A 19,376-nucleotide genomic window follows, 5' to 3' on the forward strand; every position below is an offset into this window, starting at 1 on the left:
TTGGCAGAGTCGAGGCGTGCCTGATACCGATGTACTGATCGTCGGCGGCGGACCAACTGGTCTGTTGCTGGCGAATGAACTAGGTCTTGCCGGAGTGCGCGCCATCGTGGTGGAGCGCGACCTCGACCGCAGCCGCCAGTCCAAAGCGCTCAATCTGCAGCCGCGGTCGGCGGAGATTCTGGACTGGCGCGGCTGGCTCAGCCTGATGGACGAGCATGCCTTCGCCAACGTGGAGTGGGGCCACTTCTCCGGCATCCCGCTGAACTACGGCGCGCTGGACAGCAGGTTCGCCTACCAGATCGTCATCGTGCAGGCCGACGTGGAACGCGCACTGGAGAGCAATCTCGCGAGCTTCGGCAACACACTGCGCCGCGGCCACCAACTGATCCGCATCGACTCCGGGCTCGCGCCGGGCGACGAGCAGGTCACCGCGACCGTGGCCACCCCCGACGGCGAGCAACAGATCACCGCGCGCTACCTCGTCGGCGCCGACGGCGGACGCAGCACCGTACGCAAGCTCACCGGCGTCGAGTTCCCCGGCCGCGACGGGAACGCACCGGCAACGGTCTGCGACATCACCCTGACCAGGAAACCGGCCGGGGTCGCCGACTCCTGGTCGCTGCCCCGATTCGACACCGAGCGAACCGATTTCGCCTTCCTGATGCCGCTGCGCGACGGGGTGTATCGATTCGTCTTCGGCGGCGCGGATCAAGTGGGATTCGACAGGGACGCCGTGATCACCGCCGAAGAGGTGCAGGGTGCACTGACCCGCTCCTACGGATCGGAGATCGAACTCGGTGAGCTGCGATCCGGTTCACGATTCACCGATGCCGCCCGGCAGGTGACCGAATACCGCACGGGCCGAGTGTTTCTCGCCGGTGACGCCGCGCACATCCACCCGCCCCTCGGCGGTCAAGGCATGAGCCTCGGTTTGCAGGACGCGTTCAACCTCGGCTGGAAACTGGCTGCCGGCATCCACGGCTGGGCGCCCGCGCATCTGCTCGACACTTACCACTCGGAGCGACACCCGGTGGCTGCGGCGGTGCTGACCAACACCCAGGTGCAAAGCGTGCTCACCGCACCGCATCCCGACGCGCGTGCGGTGCGGGACATGATCAACGGACTACTACAGCTGCCCGACGCGAATCGTCAGGTGGCCCAGGACATTTCCGGGATCGGCATTCGCTACGACCTAGGGCCGGGGCTCGGTCATCGGATGCCGGATCTCGATCTCGGCGACGGCACTCGGCTCGCCGAACACGCGCGAGACGGATCGGGGCTGCTGTTGGACAGCAGCCCCGACCGCCGGTTCGCCCCGCTCGCCGACGACAGGAAGGCTCGGGTGCGATCTGTCGTCGTCGATCACGGCGCGCTCACTGCGCAGGCGGTACTCGTTCGGCCGGACGGTTACGTCTGTGCGTCGAGCGACGAGCCCTCGACGATCTCAGCGGCACTGACGTTCTGGTTCGGCGCGCCCGAATAACCTGCGCCCGTTGGTGATTCCTCAGCGGTTCAGGTGCTTCTGCGCCGCGTCGTGTACGCGGCCGAGCATCTCCTCCAGCACCGGTCGGAACGTCGCGAAGTTCAGCCGCGCGAAACCCGCACCGCCGGGCCCGAAGTCCGGCCCGGGCAGGAGCCGGACTTTCGCATGCTCCAGGAAGAATACCGCCGGATCCTGCTCGAGTTCGAGCGCACGACAATCGAGCCAAGCCAGGTAGCTCGCGTCGGGGCGGTGAAAACGGATCTCGGGCGGCAGCGACTCGGCGACGAGATCGCGGTTGCCGGTCAGCGTCTGCCGAGTTTCCGTCAGCCACGCGGCCCCGTCTCGCCACGCCGTGCAGGTCGCAAGCACGCTCAGCGCGCTCACCTGGCCATATAGCAGCGGTGGCTGCGCATCCAACGCCGCACGGACCCGACTGTCACCGACATGCGCGACACAGCACCGCAGACCTGCCAGATTGAAGGCCTTGCTCGCAGAGTTGAGAGTGAGTGTGCGCCCGGCGATTTCCGGGCCGAGCGTGGCGATCGGGATGTGCTGGCGCCGCCCGTGTGTGAGCTCGGAGTGGATCTCGTCGGAGATCACGAAAAGATCGTGCCGACAGGCGATCTCCGCGATCGCCGAGAGTTCGTCGCGATCGAACATGTGCCCGGTCGGGTTGTTCGGGTTCACCAGAACCAAGGCGCGGCAATCGTTCCGGCGGATGTCCTCGGCCATCCGGTCGGCGTCGAAGGTCCAGCCGTGCTCCCCTGCGATCATCGGGATCGGCACCAGTCGCCGCCCCATCACCTCCAGCGTTTGCAGGAACGGCGGGTAAGCGGGCGTGTGCACGGCGACCGCGTCACCCGGCCGGGTCATGAGTTGCAGCACGATCTGCAGCACCTGGATCAGCTCGGTGAAGACGTACACGTCGTCCGGGTCGATAGCGAAGTCGTACCGGTCGCGCATGCGCTCGGCGAACGCCTCCTGCAATGGGTTGCGATCCGGCCGATCCTCCCAGTCCGGATACCCGAGGTCGCCCGCCGCGGCCCGCTGCAACGCCGCACGCACCGGATCCGGCACCGGCAAGTCCATGTCCGCGATCCACCCCGGCAGCACATCCGCCCCGGCCCGCGCCCACTTGATCCCCACCCGCTGCCGCAGCGCCTCGAAATCGACAAGATCGTTCATGAGCTGAACCCTAGAAGGAAGGCCACCGAATACGATTGACAGTTTTCCCGCTCGCACGCAAGAATCTTGCGTGAGCGTTCTTCCGTTAGATGACATCGACCACCGGCTGCTGGAGCTCGTCCAGGTCGACGCGACCCAACCCCTGCACGAGCTCGGCGACCGAGTCGGTCTCTCTCCCAGCGCGGTTCAGCGCAGACTCACCCGCCTGCGCACCGGCGGGGTGATCACCGCGGAGGTCGCCGTGATCGACCCGCGCGCGGTGGGCATGGCGTTGACCACCGTGGTACTCGTCGAGCTGACCGAGGACGACGCCGACCACTACCGCGCCTTCTGCGACCGCATGCTGGCCGAACCGGCCGTACAGCAGTGCTATTCCGTTGTCGGTCAATGGGATTACGTCGTGGTGATGGTCACCGAAGACCTCGCCGCCTACCGGCACGTCTCGAACGACCTGTTCGTCAGGGACAAGTCCGTGCACCGCTACGAGACGTTGCCGACCTACGAACGAGTCAAAGCCCAACTGGCCGTGCCGTTGTCGCCATCGCGCCAAGAGACCAAACCGTAATGGGCTTCACAGGAACTGCACGGCAAACTGTTGCCGACGCCACGGATAAGCGCGGTTTACTGGAATAGTGCCGATCGGCACGCACTATGGTCCAGCACAAGGAGGTCAGGCCATGTGCTCGGCACCCGTCACCGATGGCCCCGATCCTGAAGTAGTGCGACTCACCGGCACCACCTGGGAGTCGTTGAGCAGGCGCGGTTCTCGTTCCCTCAATGCCGATGCCGCGGCCGCCGTGACCGACCCCGCCACCGGACGGACCGCGTTCGTCGTCGCCGACGGCATCGGTGACCACCTGGCCGCGGCACGGGCGGCGCGCACCGCGGCGGACATCGCCGCTCGCAGCGGCGCCCGCAGCGGGGCACACGCCGGAATCCTTGCCGCGCAACGCGAATTGCTCCGCCAGTTCCCGCAATCCGAGGCAGACAGCGTCCTCGTGGTGGCCGTGCTGCCCTCCCCGGGCCGACCCGACGGACCAGGCGACATCGCCTGGGTCGGCGACTGCCGCGCGTACCGCTGGAACGGACGCGTCCTGCACCAGATCACCACCGACCACACCGTCGCCGAGTACTGGCGGACCCGCGGCTACGGTTCCGCACCGCGCCTCGAGCACATCGTCATCACCTCGGCCCGCACCGTGCGCCCCGCCGACATCGGCACCGCCGGCACCGGCTCCAGCACCGGCAGGCTGCTACTGAGCACCGACGGCGTGCACAAACGCCTCGACATGGCCGCGATCAAGGCGATTCTCGCCGCGGAGAAGTCCCCCGCGGACGCCGCCGACACCCTGGTGGACAGCGCCCTCCGAGCCGGCGGCACGGACAACACCACCGCCCTCGTCGCCGACTGCCGCCCCCTGTCTTGAACGCGTAGAACATTGTTCTCGAGAACCGCCTCGACGCCACCCCAAAGCCCGATCACGCTGCAGCTCCTCGAAATAGACCTACTACCAACGTCTATTTGCTGCAAATTCGCTCTACTTATTCACCATTGATCACACTTCGGTAACGTCGCCAACTTAGGGCGGGTGACCAGGGCTAATCTTCGACAGTTGCTGTTCTAATATGCCCATACCGGGGTTGCCTCGGAAGCTCAACCATGCACTCGGAAATCAGTTTTACCGACTTTGACCGGGAAAGTGGAGCGAGATGGCTCAGGAATTGCTCGTCGCGATCTGTGCCGCGTTGATCGCGGTGGGTGTTTTGGTTGTCGGAGATCGGCTTCGACCGAAATCATGGCGGCAGAGCAGTGACGAATCGTCCAGCCACCTCGCGCTCGACCTGGCCAAGACAATCTTCACCGCGGTGCTCGCGTTCGTCTTCGTGGCCTGCTGGAACCAGAACCAGAACGCCTACAACCACACGATCACCGAGTCCAAGGGGCTCGTCGATACCCACCTGGCCATCCACACGATGCCCGGACCCGATCAGCAGCGCATCCACGACAAGGTGATCGCCTACACCAACGAGGTCCTCGCCAAGGAGTGGCCGGTGATGGAGCGCGAGAGTCGTCTCGACGAATCCACCGGAAAGACGCTCGACTCGCTCCGCGACGCCGTGGTGTCGGTACGGTCGACCGATCCGGTGGTCGTCGAGGCGCGATCCCGAGCGTTGGCCGGTATCGACCGCGTGACGCAGGCGCGCCATGATCGCGCCATCGACGCGTCCCGCACCATCCCTCAATTCCTCTACATCGCATTGTGTTTCGGTGCGGTGCTGGTCCTGCTGAACCCGGTACTGACCGGCATGCTGGTCACCCGGCGCAGCCTCGCGATGACCGCGCTGCTCGGCGTCGTGATCGGTTCGGCGCTGCTGGCGATCCACGACCTGGAACGACCGTTCTCCGGAGTGCTCGGCATTCCGATCGACGCCTTCACGTATGCCCAATCGCAGTACGACCAGCATCCCGGCGGACCGGTAACCCACAACGAATGAAACATCCACGGAACAGGTCCGGTGGCCTCGCGCCGCGAATGGTAAGGGGCGCACGAGGGTTCGTCGTGTTGGCCGCGTTCGTTCCGGCGACGGTGATGTTCGGGGGTCGGTCCGCCGCGGACGAGGTGGTCCCGAACCCGCCGCCGGTCGCCACGACCGAAAGCACAGCACCGTCGGATGTTCCGGCCGACTACACCGACCCGTCGGACGTTCCGACCGAAGGCGCGGCACCGTCGGAGGTGTCGACGGAAAGCACAGCGCCGCATGATGTCCCGGCCGGAAGCGCGGCTCCGATGAGCATTCCGTTCGGAAAGCCTCCGTCGGACGTCCCGACTGGAGACACACCCCCGCCGGACGTTGCACCCGGCAACGCGGTGCCGTCGGCCGTACCACCTGTCAACACCGCCCCGCACGATGTCCCCCCTGGCAACACCGCCCCACAGGGCGCCCCGTCCGGAAACACCGCCCCGCCAGATGTCCCACCTGGCAACACTGCTCCGCAAGGCGCTCCGTCCGACAACACCGCCCGGCCAGACGCGCCGTCCGGAAACACGCCCCCGCCAGACGCTCCGCCCGTCAACGCTCCCCCACCAGGCAACACCGCCGGGCCGGACATCTCAACCGGAAGCGCAGCGCCGCAAGACGTCCCAGCCGGAAGCGCAGCCACGCCGGACGCCTCGAGCGGAAGCGTGCTCGGGCCGGATATCGCGACCGGCAGCGCAGCCGAAGACGGTCTACTGGCACTGGAGCCGCCGAAGCCGCTCGCCGCGCGCGGCATCCTCGATATCGGCAGCGCCGCAGACGCCGACGCCGAGACGGGCGAAATGGCAACGGCTGCAACGCCAGCCGCCACCGGCCCCGCCGCCCTCGGGCTCGACAGCGGCAGCGTCATCACCGCATGCGCGGGCAGCGCCGTGGCTGGTGGCGCACTCCTGTTCCTCGGCTCGGCCGCAGGCTCGGGCCTGATCGGACCGGGCATGCTGGCCCCGCCGTGGTGGGCAGTGGTCGGCTCGGCCGGATCCGCGGTGATCCCACCGGGTTTCGGTTCGAGCGGCTCCGCCCTCGGCAGTGCCGCCGTCGGTAGCGCGGTCACCGGCAGCGCGGTGCTGACCTGCCTTCTCGCCCTCTCCACGGCCCCGACGCCACCCGCACCGTCATTTCCGCTCTTGATCCCGTCCCCGATCCCGAGCCCCTCACCGTCACTGTTCCCGTTCATGCCGGTGGCCGCACCTATCGCCGAGTCAGAGACTGAAGCCGATGCCTCCACCCTGCCGGGACGGTACGTCGTCGCGGCAACACCCCCCGCGGTCGACGACGAAACCACCTCGGTCGCAGATACTTTCGCCTTCCACACCCTCGAGGTCGTCACCCTGCTGGTAGTGCTGATCCTCATGGCCCAGCAAGGCTCTACCGAAGTCGCCAAGAAGCGACCGCCGCGTCTGTAAAGTTAGCCGACGGCGGGTTCCCGCGCGGCCGCGGCCATTGCGGCACCGGTGAGCTCAACAGAACGCACCCGGTCATCGATCTGCGTGGCGTGATGCGCCAGGATCAGCTCGTCGGCTTGGATCGAGGCGGCGAAATCATCCAAGTACGCAACGACTTCGGCGGGCGTGCCCACGGCGGTGTACTGCGTCATCGACGACAGCTGACGACCGTTCGGCGAGGCGAGGAACGCGTCGATCTCGGCGTCGGTGTAGCTGACATCGGCGGCGCCCCGCTTGATCATCATTCGCGCCCGAGCCCGGTAGGAAATCGCCTTCTGCTCCAACGCATCCTCGGCGTTCGTCGCGGCGAACACATTCACTCCGGCCATCACGTACGGCTCAGCCAACTGCTCCGACGGCCGGAACGTTTCGCGGTAGACGGCGACCGCTTGGTGCAGCGCGTCCGGTGCGAAGTGGGACGCGAAGGCGTACGGCAGGCCGAGTTGCGCAGCGAGCTGAGCACCGAACAGTGAAGAACCCAGGATGTACAGCGGCACAATCCCTTCCGCACGCGGCACCGCCTGCACACCGGGTATCCGGGTATGCCCCGACAGGTACCCCTGCAGTTCCAGCACATCCTGCGGGAACGAGTCCGCCGACGACGGGTTGCGACGCAACGCGAGCATCGTCTTCTGATCGCTGCCCGGCGCGCGACCGAGCCCGAGGTCGATGCGCCCGGGGAACAACGTCTCCAAGGTGCCGAACTGTTCCGCGATCACCAGCGGCGAGTGGTTGGGCAGCATGATGCCGCCGGAGCCCAGCCGAATGGTGTCGGTCTGTGCCGCGACGTGTCCGATGAGCACACTCGTGGCACTCGACGCGATCGAGCCCATGTTGTGGTGCTCGGCGTACCAGACGCGGCGATAGCCGCTACGTTCGGCAGCCCGCGCCAGTGCGACGCTGTTGTCGAAGCTATCGCGCGCGGATTGACCGGGCGCGATCGACGCCAGGTCGAGGATGGACAGAGCAGTCGACATAGGACGTTGCCTTTCGTAGGTCAAAGAACGCGGTGCAGTTGTTCGGTGAAGGCACGGATGCGGGCGTCGTCACGGCGGTAGTAGATCCACTGCCCGCGCCGGGTGCCGCACAGGAACCCGGCACGCTGCAGGATCGCCAGATGCGCCGAGATGGTCGACGCCGAGGTCCCCGCCTTCTGCTGGATGAGCCCCGCGCACACCCCCAGCTCGGCCGTCTCGCCACCGCGCCCAGGAAAGTGGACCTCCGGCTCCTTGAGCCACTCCAGGACGCGCAAGCGAGTCTCGTTCGCCAGCGCCTTGCACTCCTCGAGCACACCCACCACCCTTCGCCATTTCGCTAATTAACGAACTTACGCCGCAAACAAGAACCCAGCATCATGACCCTGCTCACTGCCTACATGCCGATCGCGTAGAGCAGCCAGCCGACGACAACCTCCTGCGGCGCGCCGATCATGACCTGGTACACCGCGTTGGCAATCCCGTTGAAGAACATCACGGACCTTTCCCTCGGGTTTCAACCCCGACACCCGTGAAATCGGCGCGCAGGAACCTTCTGTTACCGCTCAGCAAACGATCCCCGGCGGGATCAGTAGGCGATGAACAGGATCTCGTCGCGGGAGTACTCGTGGTCCGGGTGGTTTGCGGATAGGTGGGCCTGGGTCTTCGCTACCAGGTCGTCCTCGTCGGTGCCGACGATGCGTTCGCCGCAGGGGCAGTTCAGGTTTCGCTTCATGGGCTGGTCCTTGGAGAAGTCAGGCGGGTGGTACTGCCGAGCTACTTGGCAACTCGATCTCGTCGGCGGGTGTTGGGGGGTGGATCTCGGGGAAGCCGGAGGGTTTACGGCGGGGTCGGGTCGGGGGTGGCTCGTCTTGGCCTGCGATGGCTACCGCGTTGCCGCCGCGGCGTTTTGCGCGGTACATCGCCGAGTCGGAGCCGCGCAGTAGGCGGCGGTAGGTGGTGACGTTGTAGGGGCCGGATGTTCGCGAACCATCGAGGACCGCGATGCCGACACTGGCGGTGACCGCCATCGGCAAATCGGGCATGGTCTCGATGGCGTTGCGCAGCCGCTCGCCGACGTTGGCGGCGTCGTCACGCAGGCAGCCGACGATCACGAACTCCTCGCCGCCGGTCCGTGCGATCAGCGCGTCCACGTCGGCCGCCGCGCGGATTCGCTGAGCCGCCAGCATCAGCACCTCGTCGCCGAACGGGTGACCGAAGGTGTCGTTGACGGCTTTGAAGCGGTCCATGTCCACCGTCGCGACATAGGCCGACTCGCCTCGGCAGTTCAGGATGTGCGCGGACAGGTAGGTGTCGAGCCCACGCCGGTTCAACAGCCCGGTGAGCGGGTCCGACAGCGCGTCGGCCCGCAGCAGCCAGTGACAGAACTGCACGAACGGGAGCATCACGCCGACAACGACGAGCATGACAAGCACAACGGCGAGCCCCAGCGCGAGATCTCGGTGCTGCTGCCCCGCCGCCTGCCCGTCCCGCGTGGCATCCGCCAACTCGCCGCGAAACATCAAGAACGCCAACACCACACTCGTCAGCATCGTCCAGCCGACTTGCAATGCCAGGATTCGCGGACCGTGGAACACGGTCACATACGCACCCATCGCCGTCAGCAGCACGACACCCAAAACTCCGACGACGCGATCGTGCACCAGCAAATCATTGGCAGTGGTGTCGATATCGAAAAGGACGATCCAGGCGAGCGATTCGACTTCACGCGGCCACGGCAAAAACCACCAGCGCAGCGTCCACAGCCCGGCGACGGTGGCCTCGACGCCGCCTTGCACGTTGCCGACCCATCCCGCCACATCGCCCTGCGCCACCGAGGCAAGCACCGCGATCAGCAGCATGACCAGCCCGCCGGACCCGAGCATGAACTTGAATCGACCGAGCGCGCCGTGCGATTCGAACGTCTCGACCAGGGCACGGTAATCCACCGGGTCCCGCCACCATGTCCGAAACATCGATCGCTCGTCGGTCAATCAATTACCGCCTTTGGTCGACAACGGACCCGGGCATTCACCCAGGGACTTCCCTGGTCATCCAGCTTGGCGTGCAAATCGACAGTAAAACGGGTGTGCGAATCACGCAATGTGAGATCAGCACACTATCCAATTCGGCACGAAACGCCTATTCTAGCGGTCCCGCTGCGGTCGACCCCGATCATTTCTTCCGCGCCCGGTACGCCGCCACAGCATTGCGGTTTCCGCACGCGGTGCTGCAATAGCGCCGCGACCGGTTGCGTGACAGGTCCAGAACGAGGCCCTCGCAGGCCGTGTCCGCGCAGATGGACAACCTGCTCAGCTCATCCGCGCGGATGAGATCGATCAGCGCCATCGCCGTCTCGACGGCGATCCGCACCGGAAACGGCGCCTCCGCAGGGACGGCGTGGATGTGATAGTCGACATCGCCGTGCCGGACGAGTTGCGGCACCGCCCGATGGCTCGCCAGGGTCTCGTTCACCAACCGCGTCGCCGTATCGCGATCACTGGTGAGCATCCGGCGCAGCGGCGCGCGCAGCGCCCGAACCGCCGCGAGCTCGTCGGCATCGCCGGTGTGCACGCCCGTGTAGACGTGCTTCACGAAAAACCCTGCGAGCTGGTCGATTTCGGTCAATGTATCCGGCTCCTCCGCCGAATTCACCAGCTCCACCGCGGCCACCAGAGCCTCTTCGGTGTCATGAGCAAAAATCATATTGACATATTACATGCCCACCCATAGCGTCATTACCCATGGCTACGATGACTCATGACACAGCCGTTCAGCGGCGCCTCAGAAGCGGACTGATCCTCGCGGTGCTGTCCGCATCGTCGTTCGGACTCTCCGGTTCCCTGGCCCGCGGCCTGATGAACGCAGGCTGGAGCGCCGCCTCCGTCGTGGCGATCCGCGTGCTGGTGGCCGCCGCCGTGCTCTTGCCGATCGCGCTGCAACAGCTGCACCGCGATTGGCAGTTGTTGCGCCGCAACGCATCCCTGATCACGGCGTACGGACTGGTCGCCGTAGCAGGCACGCAGCTGGCCTACTTCAACGCCGTCGCCCACATGGCCGTCGGCGTGGCACTGCTCATCGAATACACCGCCCCGATCGCCGTGGTGACCTGGTTGTGGCTGCGGCATCGCCAACGCCCCGGCACCGCGACGGTCGCCGGTGCCGCACTCGGCATCACCGGCCTGTTCCTGGTCATCGACCTGCGCTCCGGCCTCAGCACCAGCTGGGTCGGCCTCGTGTGGGCCCTCGCCGCCATGATCGGCGCGGCCGGCTACTTCGTGCTCTCCGCGCATGGTGACGGCACGCTGCCGGGCACCGTCCTGGCCGCGGGCGGACTCCTCATCGGTGGACTCTCCCTGCTGGCCGCGGGCGCCGTCGGCATCGTCCCCCTGCACGCCACCACGAACCCGGTTGTCTTCCAGCACTTCACCATTGCCTGGTGGCCCCCGGTCCTGGCGCTCGGCATCGTCACCGCCGCCGTCGCCTACGTCTCCGGCATCGCCGCCACCCGCCTGCTCGGCTCCCGCCTGGCCTCCTTCGTCGCACTCTTCGAAGTCCTGGCGGCGCTGATCTTCGCTTGGGCCCTGCTCGGCGAGGCACCCCGCGCCATCCAATTGCTCGGCGGCATACTGATTCTCGGCGGTGTGATCGTCGTCCGGCGCGGTGAGCTCACCACCGGCGAAGCGCCTGCGGACGAATACGCCACTGAGCGTTAGGTGTTCGACCATCCCCGGCAGTCCAGCGGACGAATTCGCCCCAGAGCCTGAGGTGTTCGACTACCCCCGGCGATCCAGGCGAGCCCGCGCCACCAGCGCGCGGTGGTCCGCGCCCGGCATGCCCACCGTCTCCACCTCGACGGCCCGGCCCCCGGCGACGAGGATGTGGTCGATACCGACCACGGGCGGCCAGTGCTTGTCGGTCGGATAGGTGACCAGATGTCCGGCCCCCGTCTCTTCGGCAGCGTCGCCGAATCGCCCTGACAGCATTGCGCGGTACTGTGCGTGATCGTAAGTCGCATTGAAATCGCCCCCGACGATCGCAGGCCGATCCGAGGGCGAGCGCTCGAGAATTGCACGCAGCCTGGACAATTCATCAGCCCAGACCTGCGTCCCGTATACCGGCGGCACCGGATGGAAGGCGTAGATCGTCACCGGCCCCACCTCCGGAATGGTCGCCGTCGCCGACAGCTGATTCAACACATACCCGTCGTACTCGACGGTTTCCGACAGCGGGTAGCTGCTCCAGATTCCGGTCCCGGTCGCGGTCCGCGCAGGGGACAGATACCGATGCGGCAATACCTGGTCGAGTCCCGCCCTGCCGAGTGCCTCGACCGCCGCGGGCGTGAGTTCATTGACGGTGAGCACCGCGATGCTCCGCCCGCGCACTTCGTCGACCAGCGCCTGCGGGTCAGCCCCGTCGAACAGCAGATTGGCCTGCATCACGAGCACCGCCGGTTCGCCGTCATCGCCCGACCGGCTGACGTACAACGGAGCTTGCGTCCACACCGAGGCGGCAACGACAACAATCGCCACCACCGCACCGATCCAGCGCCGCATCGCGGCAAACGTCACCGCCCCGACGAGTCCACCAACCATCAGATACGGCGCACCCGAAGCCGCCAAGACCAATATCCGAGACGACGACCGACTGAAGTGCAACCCGACCCCGACCGCTCCCGCCACGGTGGCCAGCCACGCCAGCAGGTTGATACCGCCCCGAACCCATTTCGATCTCACACCCACCAGCCAACACGAGGTCTACACCGGGCGTCCTCCCGGGCGGGCCCGCACGACGGAGTCGGCCGAGGCGAGTCCATCGACAGAAGTTCGCGGCACGGCGGCCATGGCGAGCAACCCGATGCCGGCGACTGCGGCGAAGAGATAGAAGCCCCACGGGTTCGCGGAGCCGATAACGATGAGCCAGCCGGTGATCGTCGGGCCGAAGATCGCGCCGAGGCGACCGACACCCGACGCGAAACCCAGTGCGGTGGACCGGATTTCGGCCGGGTAGGCCTGGGCGACGTAGGCGTAGATGAGTACCTGGGCAGAGAAAACAAAGATGCCCGTGACCAGCACCAGCCCATTGAGCAGCACCGTGCTCGACATCTTGATACTGAGCAACGCGAGGAACACCGCCGCCACACCGAACCACACCAGCACCGTCGGCTTGATGCCGCGCCGATCGGCGACAGTCCCGGCTGTGAGCAGACCGATCACCGCTCCGATGTTCAACATCAGCAACACGGTCAACGAGGTGGACATGTTGTATCCGGCGTCACGCATCAACTTCGGCAGCCAGGTGTTCAAGCCGTAAACGAGCAGCAGCCCCATGAACGAACCAACCCAAACACCCAGCGTCGCACGCAAACACACCGGCTGCAGCAGCACGGTGGGCGGCACCCGGGTCGGTGCGTCCTTGGCCCCAAGGTACGCCGCGGACTCAGGCAGTTTCACCCAGACCACCGGCAACAAGGCGGCCCCGGCGATACCACCCACGTAGAACAGCGGTTCCCAATGCGGTACGAGCCGAAGCGCGAGCAGCGCGGCGAACACCGCACCGACGTGATAGCCCGTCATCGTGACGGTAGTCGCGAGCGCCCGCCGGGACGCAGGCATGTGCTCGGCCATCAAGGTCAGCGCGGTCGGCATACACGCACCGAGGCCTAGTCCCGCGATCAGCCGGAACGCCGCGAAGACTCCGACCGACCCGGCCAGCGGAATCGCGGCGGTGAACACCGAGAACACCACGATCGAGCTGAGCAGCACCCACCGGCGACCATATCGATCGGCCACCGGCCCCGATGCTGTCGCGCCGATCGCCACCCCCACCAATGACATCGTGGCAGCGAAAGTCGCACTGGCGGCAGTGAATCCGAGGTGATGCTGATCGATCAGAGTAGGAATGACCGCACCGAGAACGACGAGGTCGTAGCCTTCGAGCAGCACGGTCAGCCAGCACAGCACCGCTGGCCACGACAGCAACTTCTTCATGACGGAGTCCGATTCTGCTATCCAGTTGTGACCGCCATCACACTACTACGTGTCACCATCGGACACTCGTCGTAAGCCTCCGAGCCACAACAGAATTCGCTCACTACGGGCGTGTCGGCGTATGCCGCAGGCTCTCCCCCGCGCGTAGCGGGAGACCGAGCAGCCGATCTCAGGCCGGACGCACATCCCTGCCGGAGGACTCCCCCGCAGCACGATCCTTCCGACGAACGCGCTGACCACGCGCCACCTCGGTAGCAAGGGCGTCGAGCGGTTGCGCAAACTGCGCCAGCGGATCGACCAGCTCGGCCAGCCAAGACTGCGCCTCCCCGACACCGGCGGGATCGAGGGCGTAGACGCGCCGAGTGCCTTCGGCCCGGACGCTCACCAACCCCGCGGCCCGAAGCACCTTCAGATGCTGCGAGACACCGGGCTGCGAGATCCGCGTATGCTGTTGCACCGCAGCAACAACCATCCCCGCAGGCTGCTCACCGGTCGCCACCAGCTCGAGAATGTAGCGACGAACCGGATCGCCGAGCGCCTCGAAGATCTTCTCCCGGGAAGCCGTCATCAGGACTGCGAGCTGTCCTCGGGCTCGACCGTGTAGAAGACAACCGTCCGCTGCGCGGCCGCCTGCGCGGCATCCGCGTCGTCACCGTGGGCGACGGCAGCGTCCGCCCAGCCGAGAGCTGCCACCTGGACGAACTCCGTCCCCTCTGGAGTGGTCGGGAATACCAGCCCCTCGGCCGGGTCTACCGGCTCGCCGCTCGCGATGTGCAGGCCCAGTGCCATCAGCGAAAGGTCCCAACCGACACCCACCGCACCCGGACCGTACTGATCCCAGAACTCGGGCGCGACGGGCATCTCGTGGACCAACTCCAGCAATGTGCCCTCGTCATCGGCGGTCAGGTCGATCGACACCCACGACACCTGCGGGCCCATCTCCCAGGTGACGGCGAACCGTCGCGGCTCCTCACACTCCTCTACGACGCCGCCCGCGTTGCCCTCGGTCTGATAGTGGCCGCCGACCTTCAATTCGCCGCTGACCGGCAGGAACCATCGCGGTATCCGCTCTGCATTGGTCAGCGCGTCCCAGAGGTCGTCCTGGTCGGTGGCGTAGGTGCGGCGGGCGATGGCGATCCGGGTCGGCGCGCCGTCGCGGGATCCGGTGCGGACCTCGCGGATCACGAGTCCGGCGATAGCGGCAGGGTCGGTGAGCAGGGGCATAACATCCTCCTTGTATAAGCCTGGACTTATAATAACCCACGCACCGGTCGAGCGCATGCACCCGCTGTGATCGATCACAGCTACCGACGGGCTGCACCGTCCCATTCTCACAAATTTGCTGGTAAATGCCGCATATCGTACTTCCGCAGTTAGTGTTAACCTGCCTCATAGCTATTTCTGACAAAGGAGTTGGCATGGCTATCGACAGTCCGATCCGGCCGAACCTGACGATCTCCGGGCAACCGATGTCCACGCCGTTGCGCGACGTCCGGGCACTGTCCCGGCAAATGGTCGGCCACTTCGTCGAGAATGTAGTGCCGTGCGGGACGTTGCCCGGCGAAGCGATCTACGGCGACGTCACCACCATCACCCGGGTCTGCCTGGAACTCGCCGCCAACATGCTGGACGGGCGCAACATTCAGCAGAACGTCGAACAGCTCGAGGAGGCCGCGGCGGGTTGGGCGCGCGAGGGAGTGCCCACCGATGCGATCCACAACGCCATACACGCGGGCTTCGAGATGGGCATGAACCTCATCGTCAGCAACCTGACCGTCAAGGATTTCGACAACTTCGTCGACGGTTCCAGGATCAATATCGAGATTCTGCACACGTTGACCTCGGCCATCTCCCGCGGCTACTTCCGTGAACTGCGCACCGCGGTCAGCGAACATCACACAGCAGTCCACACGCTCACGTCCGCTCTGCTCGGCGGACGTCCCACGTCGACGATGGCGCGCGAGTGCGGCATAGCCATCGCCGACGCCTATGTCGTTCTGGCCGTGTCGATTCCGCGCCATCGCGACGAACTCAACCCCGCCCTCGACAGCCAGGTCGTCGCGCGCCGCAAGCTGCGCCGCACCCAAGCCGAGCTGGCCACCCAATGCGGCGGCAACGCCCTCTCCCTGCTCAGCATCGACGGCGGCACCATCCTGCTGCCCGCCGACCAGCACACCGACGAGGAACTCGACGCCCTCATCGAGGGACTCTCGATAGCCGCACAGGTCGGCATCACCGCCACCATGGTGGCAGCCGTCCCGGAACAGATCCCCGTCGCCGTCGACCAAGCCCACGAACTACTCGACATGGTGCAACGCCTGCACTGCGTCACCGGCCTGTACCGATTCGACGAACTAGCCCTCGAATACCAGCTCACCCGCCCAGGCCCCGGCCGCGAATACCTCGGCGGGATACTCACCCCCCTCGATGAACACGCCGAACTCCTGGAAACCCTCCAGCTACACATCGGCAACAACCTCAACCGCCAACGCACCGCCCGCGCCCTACACGTCCACACCAACACCGTCGACTACCGACTCAAGCGCATAGGCCAACTGACCGGCTTCGACCCCGCCCACCCCTCCGGCCTCTGGTACCTCCGCTCCGCGCTAATCGCCCGCTCCTACCACCCCACCGACACCACCAAAACAGTTGACGCTCAGTCTGGCTCGGCGCACGCACGCCTACCACGTGAGCCGTAGTGCGGCGCTGGTTGCGCGCCGCACTACGGAGTTGTCAGGCGGCTACGGGCACCTGTTCCGGTTCACGTTCGGGTTCGGGTTCGGGTTCGGTGGCGGTCAAGGGGGCAGAGGGTTGGTCGAAGATTTCTTGGTCGAGGATGCCTTCGCGTTTGGCTACCAGTACCGGGACGACCATCTGGCCTGCGACATTCGTTGCGGTGCGGATCATGTCGAGGATCGGGTCGATGGCCAGTAGCAGCCCTGCTCCGGCCAGTGGGAGACCCAGGGTGGACAGGGTGAGGGTGAGCATGACGATGGCGCCGGTGAGGCCAGCGGTCGCGGCGGACCCGACCACGGAGACGAAGGCGATCAGGAGGTAGTCGCGGATGTCGAGGTGGGTTCCGGTGATCTGGGCGACGAAGATGGCGGCCAGCGCGGGATACACCGCCGCGCAACCGTCCATCTTGGTGGTCGCCCCGAACGGCACCGCGAACGACGCGTATTCGCTTGGCACACCGAGCCGTTCGGTGACCATCCGCTGCGTCAGCGGCATGGTGCCGATCGACGAGCGGGACACGAACGCCAATTCGACTGCGGGCCAAGCCTTCGCGTAGAAGCGGATCGGGTTCACGCCGCCGACGACGCGCAGCAGGATCGGGTAAACGACGACGAGCACGATGAGGCAACCCGCGTAGACCGCAATCGTGAAGGTCGCCAACGGCTGCAACAGATTCCAGCCGTAGCTGGCGATCGCCTTACCGATGAGCCCGGCGGTGCCGATCGGCGCGAGCCGGATCACCCACCAGAGCGCCTTCTGCACCAGCTCCAGCACCGATTCGGCCAGCGTCAGAAAGACATCCCAGGAGCTTGAATGTCAAGCAGCGGACTGCTGAGCTGGGTCGGGCCAGGCTGTGGTCTCGTTGTAGAGGGTTCCGGTTTTGAGGCAGCCGTGCAGGATCCCGACGAGTCGGTTGGCGAGCTGGCGTAGCGCGGCGTAGTGACCGACACCGCGGGCTCGCTGACGGTCGTAGTAGTCGCGGGCGCCCCGGGACCACATCAGCGCGGATTGCGCCTGGGTGGTGAGGGCGTCGATGAGCCGGTCGTTGTGTACGAACCGGGCCAGGGCGACCTTCTTCTTGCCCGACGCGCGGGTGATCGGGGAGGTGCCCGCGTAGTTCTTGCGGGCTTTGGCGCTGCGGTAGCGGTCGGGGTCGTCACCGAACTCTGCGAGCACCCGGGCACCGAGGACCTGTCCCAAACCGGGCTGGGACGCGATGATCTCAGCGGCCGGGTGCTGCCCAAAATGCGCCTCGACCTGCCCCTGCAACGTCTTGATCTGGGTGTTGAGGACAGTCAGGACCGCCAGCAGCGCCTGGACCGAGGCTGCGTAGGCCTGCGCCACGACCTCGGGCTGGCCGAGCTGCTCGCTGCGCAGTGCGGCCGCAATAGCGGTGGCTTTGTCGGCGACGTTGCGGCGGCGCGCCCGCTTCAACGCGGCACTGATCTGGGGGATCGTGAGCCGGGCCGCCGCAGCTGGGGTGGGTGCTTTGGCGAGCAGTTCCAGAGTGTCGGCGGCGTCGAGGTCGTCGAACGCGGCCAGCGCGGCGGGGAAGTAGTCACGCAGAGCGTGACGCAACCGCTGGGTGTGGCGAGTTCGGTCCCAGATCATCGTCTTGTGAGCACGGGCCACCACCTTCACGGCCTCGGCTCGCGCGGAATCCCCAGCGACAGGTCGCAATTCGTGGGAATGGGTGCGGACCATATCCGCCAGCACGTGAGCGTCACCAGCGTCGCTTTTGGCACCCGAGACTCCCAGCCGGTCCCGAAACCTGGCCGCCTGCAATGGATTCACCGCCAGTACCGTGTATCCGGCGGCGACCAGCGCCCCGACCCAGGGACCGCGGTCGGTCTCGATCCCGACCAGGACCTCGACCTCGTCGGCGTCGTCGACCAGGCCGCCGAGGATCGCGTGCAGTCTCGCCATTCCGGCGACGCCCTCGGGCACGCGCGTTTTGGCCAGGCGGCGCCCGGCGGTGTCCATCACCTCCACGTCGTGGTGGTCTTCAGCCCAGTCATCTCCTACGAACAGTCGCAACAATCCTCCAATTGCTAATGCCGATCACCGTCGAGCAGCCAGCAGGAGAACCATCAGCGACCTAATCAAGCAGTGCTCACGCCCATTCGGGCGGGCACGACATCCCAGCAGCGATCAACTCTCCCGGCCTACCGGCAGGGGCACGGTCTTTCTCCAGGACTCGAAGTCCAGGGTGCGAAAGTGCTCACCTACCGGCCGGCTACTACCAGGAGTGTGCCGGATAGCTCACTCCCAGAACTGATTAGGGTTTGGCGCGCTCGCCGAGTTTGAGCGCGGCGACCCCGAGCACGGCACCGAGGAACACCAGTTGCAGCACATTGCCATTGGTGAAGGCGCCGACCACGTTCGTCGGGATGATCCCGGTGAGGAAGTCGGTCCAGCCGCCCTTCGATTCGGGCGCCTTCGCACCCACCAAGGTCAGGTCGACGCCGCGACCGGGATTGGTGACGAGGCCGAGCACGATGCCGACCGCCACCGCGATCAACGCGGTTCCGAGGAACCACAGCAGCGTGCGACCGGCCAGCCGAGCGGCATTGGTGACATGGCGCAGTCCGGCGACGCTCACCAGTACCGCGGTGAACACCAGCGGCGGCACCGCGAGCTTCAGCAGCTGCACGAAGATGCCGCCGACTTGGGTCAATGTGCTGGTTAGCCAGGCGGAGTCGGTGGTGCGGGCGATGAAGCCCGCGACGATGCCGACCACCAAACCGAGCAGGATCTGGACGCCGAACGGCCAGCGCGCCGGATTCAGGGTACGGCTGCGCGAACTAGGTGAAGACAAGGGAACCATCCAAGACAATCAGGGGAATCAGGTGAGGTGCGCACGCGTCAGCGACACAGCTGCGCGGCCAACCGGCCCAGATCCACATGCAGCCTGGCCACCAGGTGCACGATCGTCGCGGAAAGGTTCATAACGCCCTAAACGGTAAGCGATTCGTCCGACCAATTACCCATCAGGTCGGCCGATCGCGTTATGGCCTGCGTCACA

The 19,376-nt window shown here is 66.1% G+C and carries 20 protein-coding genes; 7 read left to right on the forward strand and 13 right to left on the reverse strand.

The features are described 5' to 3' along the window. Positions 1 to 16 precede the first annotated feature (16 nt). The gene (locus ACQPW1_RS26260; protein ID WP_433654192.1) at positions 17 to 1,483 is read left to right on the forward strand and encodes an FAD-dependent monooxygenase; all 1,467 of its coding nucleotides are present in this window, start codon (positions 17 to 19) and stop codon (positions 1,481 to 1,483) included. 21 nt (positions 1,484 to 1,504) lie between these two features. Here the strand turns inward: ACQPW1_RS26260 and ACQPW1_RS26265 are convergent, their stop codons facing one another. Further along, complete coding sequence (locus ACQPW1_RS26265; protein ID WP_433654193.1) at positions 1,505 to 2,668, reverse strand: MalY/PatB family protein; 1,164 nt, start codon at positions 2,666 to 2,668, stop codon at positions 1,505 to 1,507. 70 nt (positions 2,669 to 2,738) lie between these two features. Here ACQPW1_RS26265 and ACQPW1_RS26270 point away from each other — a divergent pair, with 70 nt between their 5' ends. From ACQPW1_RS26270 to ACQPW1_RS26285, 4 genes are all read left to right on the forward strand, one after another. Next, positions 2,739 to 3,233, forward strand: coding sequence for an Lrp/AsnC family transcriptional regulator (locus ACQPW1_RS26270; protein ID WP_433654194.1), 495 nt, complete (start codon positions 2,739 to 2,741; stop codon positions 3,231 to 3,233). 112 nt (positions 3,234 to 3,345) lie between these two features. Beyond that, positions 3,346 to 4,095, forward strand: coding sequence for a PP2C family protein-serine/threonine phosphatase (locus ACQPW1_RS26275; protein ID WP_433654195.1), 750 nt, complete (start codon positions 3,346 to 3,348; stop codon positions 4,093 to 4,095). Between the two features lie 283 nt (positions 4,096 to 4,378). Beyond that, entirely contained in the window at positions 4,379 to 5,164 is a 786-nt protein-coding gene (locus ACQPW1_RS26280; RefSeq protein WP_433654197.1) for a DUF4239 domain-containing protein, read from the forward strand. 689 nt (positions 5,165 to 5,853) lie between these two features. Then, positions 5,854 to 6,609 carry a hypothetical protein gene (locus tag ACQPW1_RS26285; protein ID WP_433654198.1) on the forward strand — a complete coding sequence of 252 codons (756 nt, stop codon included), beginning with the start codon at positions 5,854 to 5,856 and terminating at the stop codon, positions 6,607 to 6,609. A gap of 2 nt (positions 6,610 to 6,611) precedes the next feature. Here ACQPW1_RS26285 and ACQPW1_RS26290 read toward each other — a convergent pair whose 3' ends face one another. The 5 genes from ACQPW1_RS26290 to ACQPW1_RS26310 form a co-directional block, all read right to left on the reverse strand. After that, positions 6,612 to 7,625: an LLM class flavin-dependent oxidoreductase gene (locus ACQPW1_RS26290; protein WP_433654199.1), complete on the reverse strand. Its 1,014-nt coding sequence runs from the start codon at positions 7,623 to 7,625 to the stop codon at positions 6,612 to 6,614. A 20-nt stretch (positions 7,626 to 7,645) separates the two neighbouring features. Further along, positions 7,646 to 7,939, reverse strand: coding sequence for an ArsR/SmtB family transcription factor (locus tag ACQPW1_RS26295; RefSeq protein WP_433654200.1), 294 nt, complete (start codon positions 7,937 to 7,939; stop codon positions 7,646 to 7,648). 272 nt (positions 7,940 to 8,211) lie between these two features. Then, positions 8,212 to 8,358, reverse strand: coding sequence for a DUF1059 domain-containing protein (locus ACQPW1_RS26300; RefSeq protein WP_433654201.1), 147 nt, complete (start codon positions 8,356 to 8,358; stop codon positions 8,212 to 8,214). A 19-nt stretch (positions 8,359 to 8,377) separates the two neighbouring features. Then, complete coding sequence (locus ACQPW1_RS26305) at positions 8,378 to 9,598, reverse strand: diguanylate cyclase domain-containing protein (protein ID WP_433654202.1); 1,221 nt, start codon at positions 9,596 to 9,598, stop codon at positions 8,378 to 8,380. A gap of 199 nt (positions 9,599 to 9,797) precedes the next feature. After that, positions 9,798 to 10,328 (reverse strand): CGNR zinc finger domain-containing protein, encoded by a 531-nt coding sequence (locus tag ACQPW1_RS26310; protein WP_433654203.1) that lies wholly within the window; start codon positions 10,326 to 10,328, stop codon positions 9,798 to 9,800. Between the two features lie 38 nt (positions 10,329 to 10,366). Between ACQPW1_RS26310 and ACQPW1_RS26315 the strand changes: the two genes are divergently transcribed. After that, on the forward strand, positions 10,367 to 11,338 hold the full coding sequence (locus tag ACQPW1_RS26315; RefSeq protein WP_433654204.1) for an EamA family transporter: 972 nt from the start codon (positions 10,367 to 10,369) through the stop codon (positions 11,336 to 11,338). 60 nt (positions 11,339 to 11,398) lie between these two features. On the opposite strand, the gene ACQPW1_RS26320 is transcribed toward ACQPW1_RS26315, so the two are convergent. The 4 genes from ACQPW1_RS26320 to ACQPW1_RS26335 all read right to left on the reverse strand — a co-directional run bounded on the left by ACQPW1_RS26320 (position 11,399) and on the right by ACQPW1_RS26335 (position 14,836). After that, positions 11,399 to 12,358, reverse strand: coding sequence for an endonuclease/exonuclease/phosphatase family protein (locus ACQPW1_RS26320; RefSeq protein ID WP_433654205.1), 960 nt, complete (start codon positions 12,356 to 12,358; stop codon positions 11,399 to 11,401). Between the two features lie 21 nt (positions 12,359 to 12,379). Then, positions 12,380 to 13,612, reverse strand: a complete 1,233-nt coding sequence (locus ACQPW1_RS26325) for an MFS transporter (RefSeq protein ID WP_433654206.1) — start codon at positions 13,610 to 13,612, stop codon at positions 12,380 to 12,382. A gap of 169 nt (positions 13,613 to 13,781) precedes the next feature. After that, on the reverse strand, positions 13,782 to 14,180 hold the full coding sequence (locus ACQPW1_RS26330; protein ID WP_433654207.1) for an ArsR/SmtB family transcription factor: 399 nt from the start codon (positions 14,178 to 14,180) through the stop codon (positions 13,782 to 13,784). Further along, entirely contained in the window at positions 14,180 to 14,836 is a 657-nt protein-coding gene (locus tag ACQPW1_RS26335; protein WP_433654208.1) for an SRPBCC family protein, read from the reverse strand. Before ACQPW1_RS26335 ends, ACQPW1_RS26330 begins: the two co-directional genes overlap by 1 nt. 194 nt (positions 14,837 to 15,030) lie before the next feature. On the opposite strand from ACQPW1_RS26335, the gene ACQPW1_RS26340 reads away from it, so the two are divergent. Then, a complete protein-coding gene (locus ACQPW1_RS26340; protein WP_433654209.1) occupies positions 15,031 to 16,314 on the forward strand; it encodes a PucR family transcriptional regulator in 1,284 nt (427 codons plus the stop codon). Positions 16,315 to 16,348: 34 nt separating this feature from the next. Here the strand turns inward: ACQPW1_RS26340 and ACQPW1_RS26345 are convergent, their stop codons facing one another. The 3 genes from ACQPW1_RS26345 to ACQPW1_RS26355 all read right to left on the reverse strand — a co-directional run bounded on the left by ACQPW1_RS26345 (position 16,349) and on the right by ACQPW1_RS26355 (position 19,169). Next, on the reverse strand, positions 16,349 to 17,143 hold the full coding sequence (locus tag ACQPW1_RS26345; protein ID WP_433665340.1) for a dicarboxylate/amino acid:cation symporter: 795 nt from the start codon (positions 17,141 to 17,143) through the stop codon (positions 16,349 to 16,351). 24 nt (positions 17,144 to 17,167) lie between these two features. After that, on the reverse strand, positions 17,168 to 18,391 hold the full coding sequence (locus ACQPW1_RS26350) for an IS110 family transposase (RefSeq protein ID WP_433654210.1): 1,224 nt from the start codon (positions 18,389 to 18,391) through the stop codon (positions 17,168 to 17,170). 238 nt (positions 18,392 to 18,629) lie between these two features. Beyond that, positions 18,630 to 19,169, reverse strand: coding sequence for a dicarboxylate/amino acid:cation symporter (locus ACQPW1_RS26355; protein ID WP_433654212.1), 540 nt, complete (start codon positions 19,167 to 19,169; stop codon positions 18,630 to 18,632). Between the last annotated feature and the right edge of the window lie 207 nt (positions 19,170 to 19,376).

The sequence above is a fragment of the Nocardia sp. CA-128927 genome (assembly GCF_050955855.1).
GTDB lineage: Bacteria > Actinomycetota > Actinomycetes > Mycobacteriales > Mycobacteriaceae > Nocardia.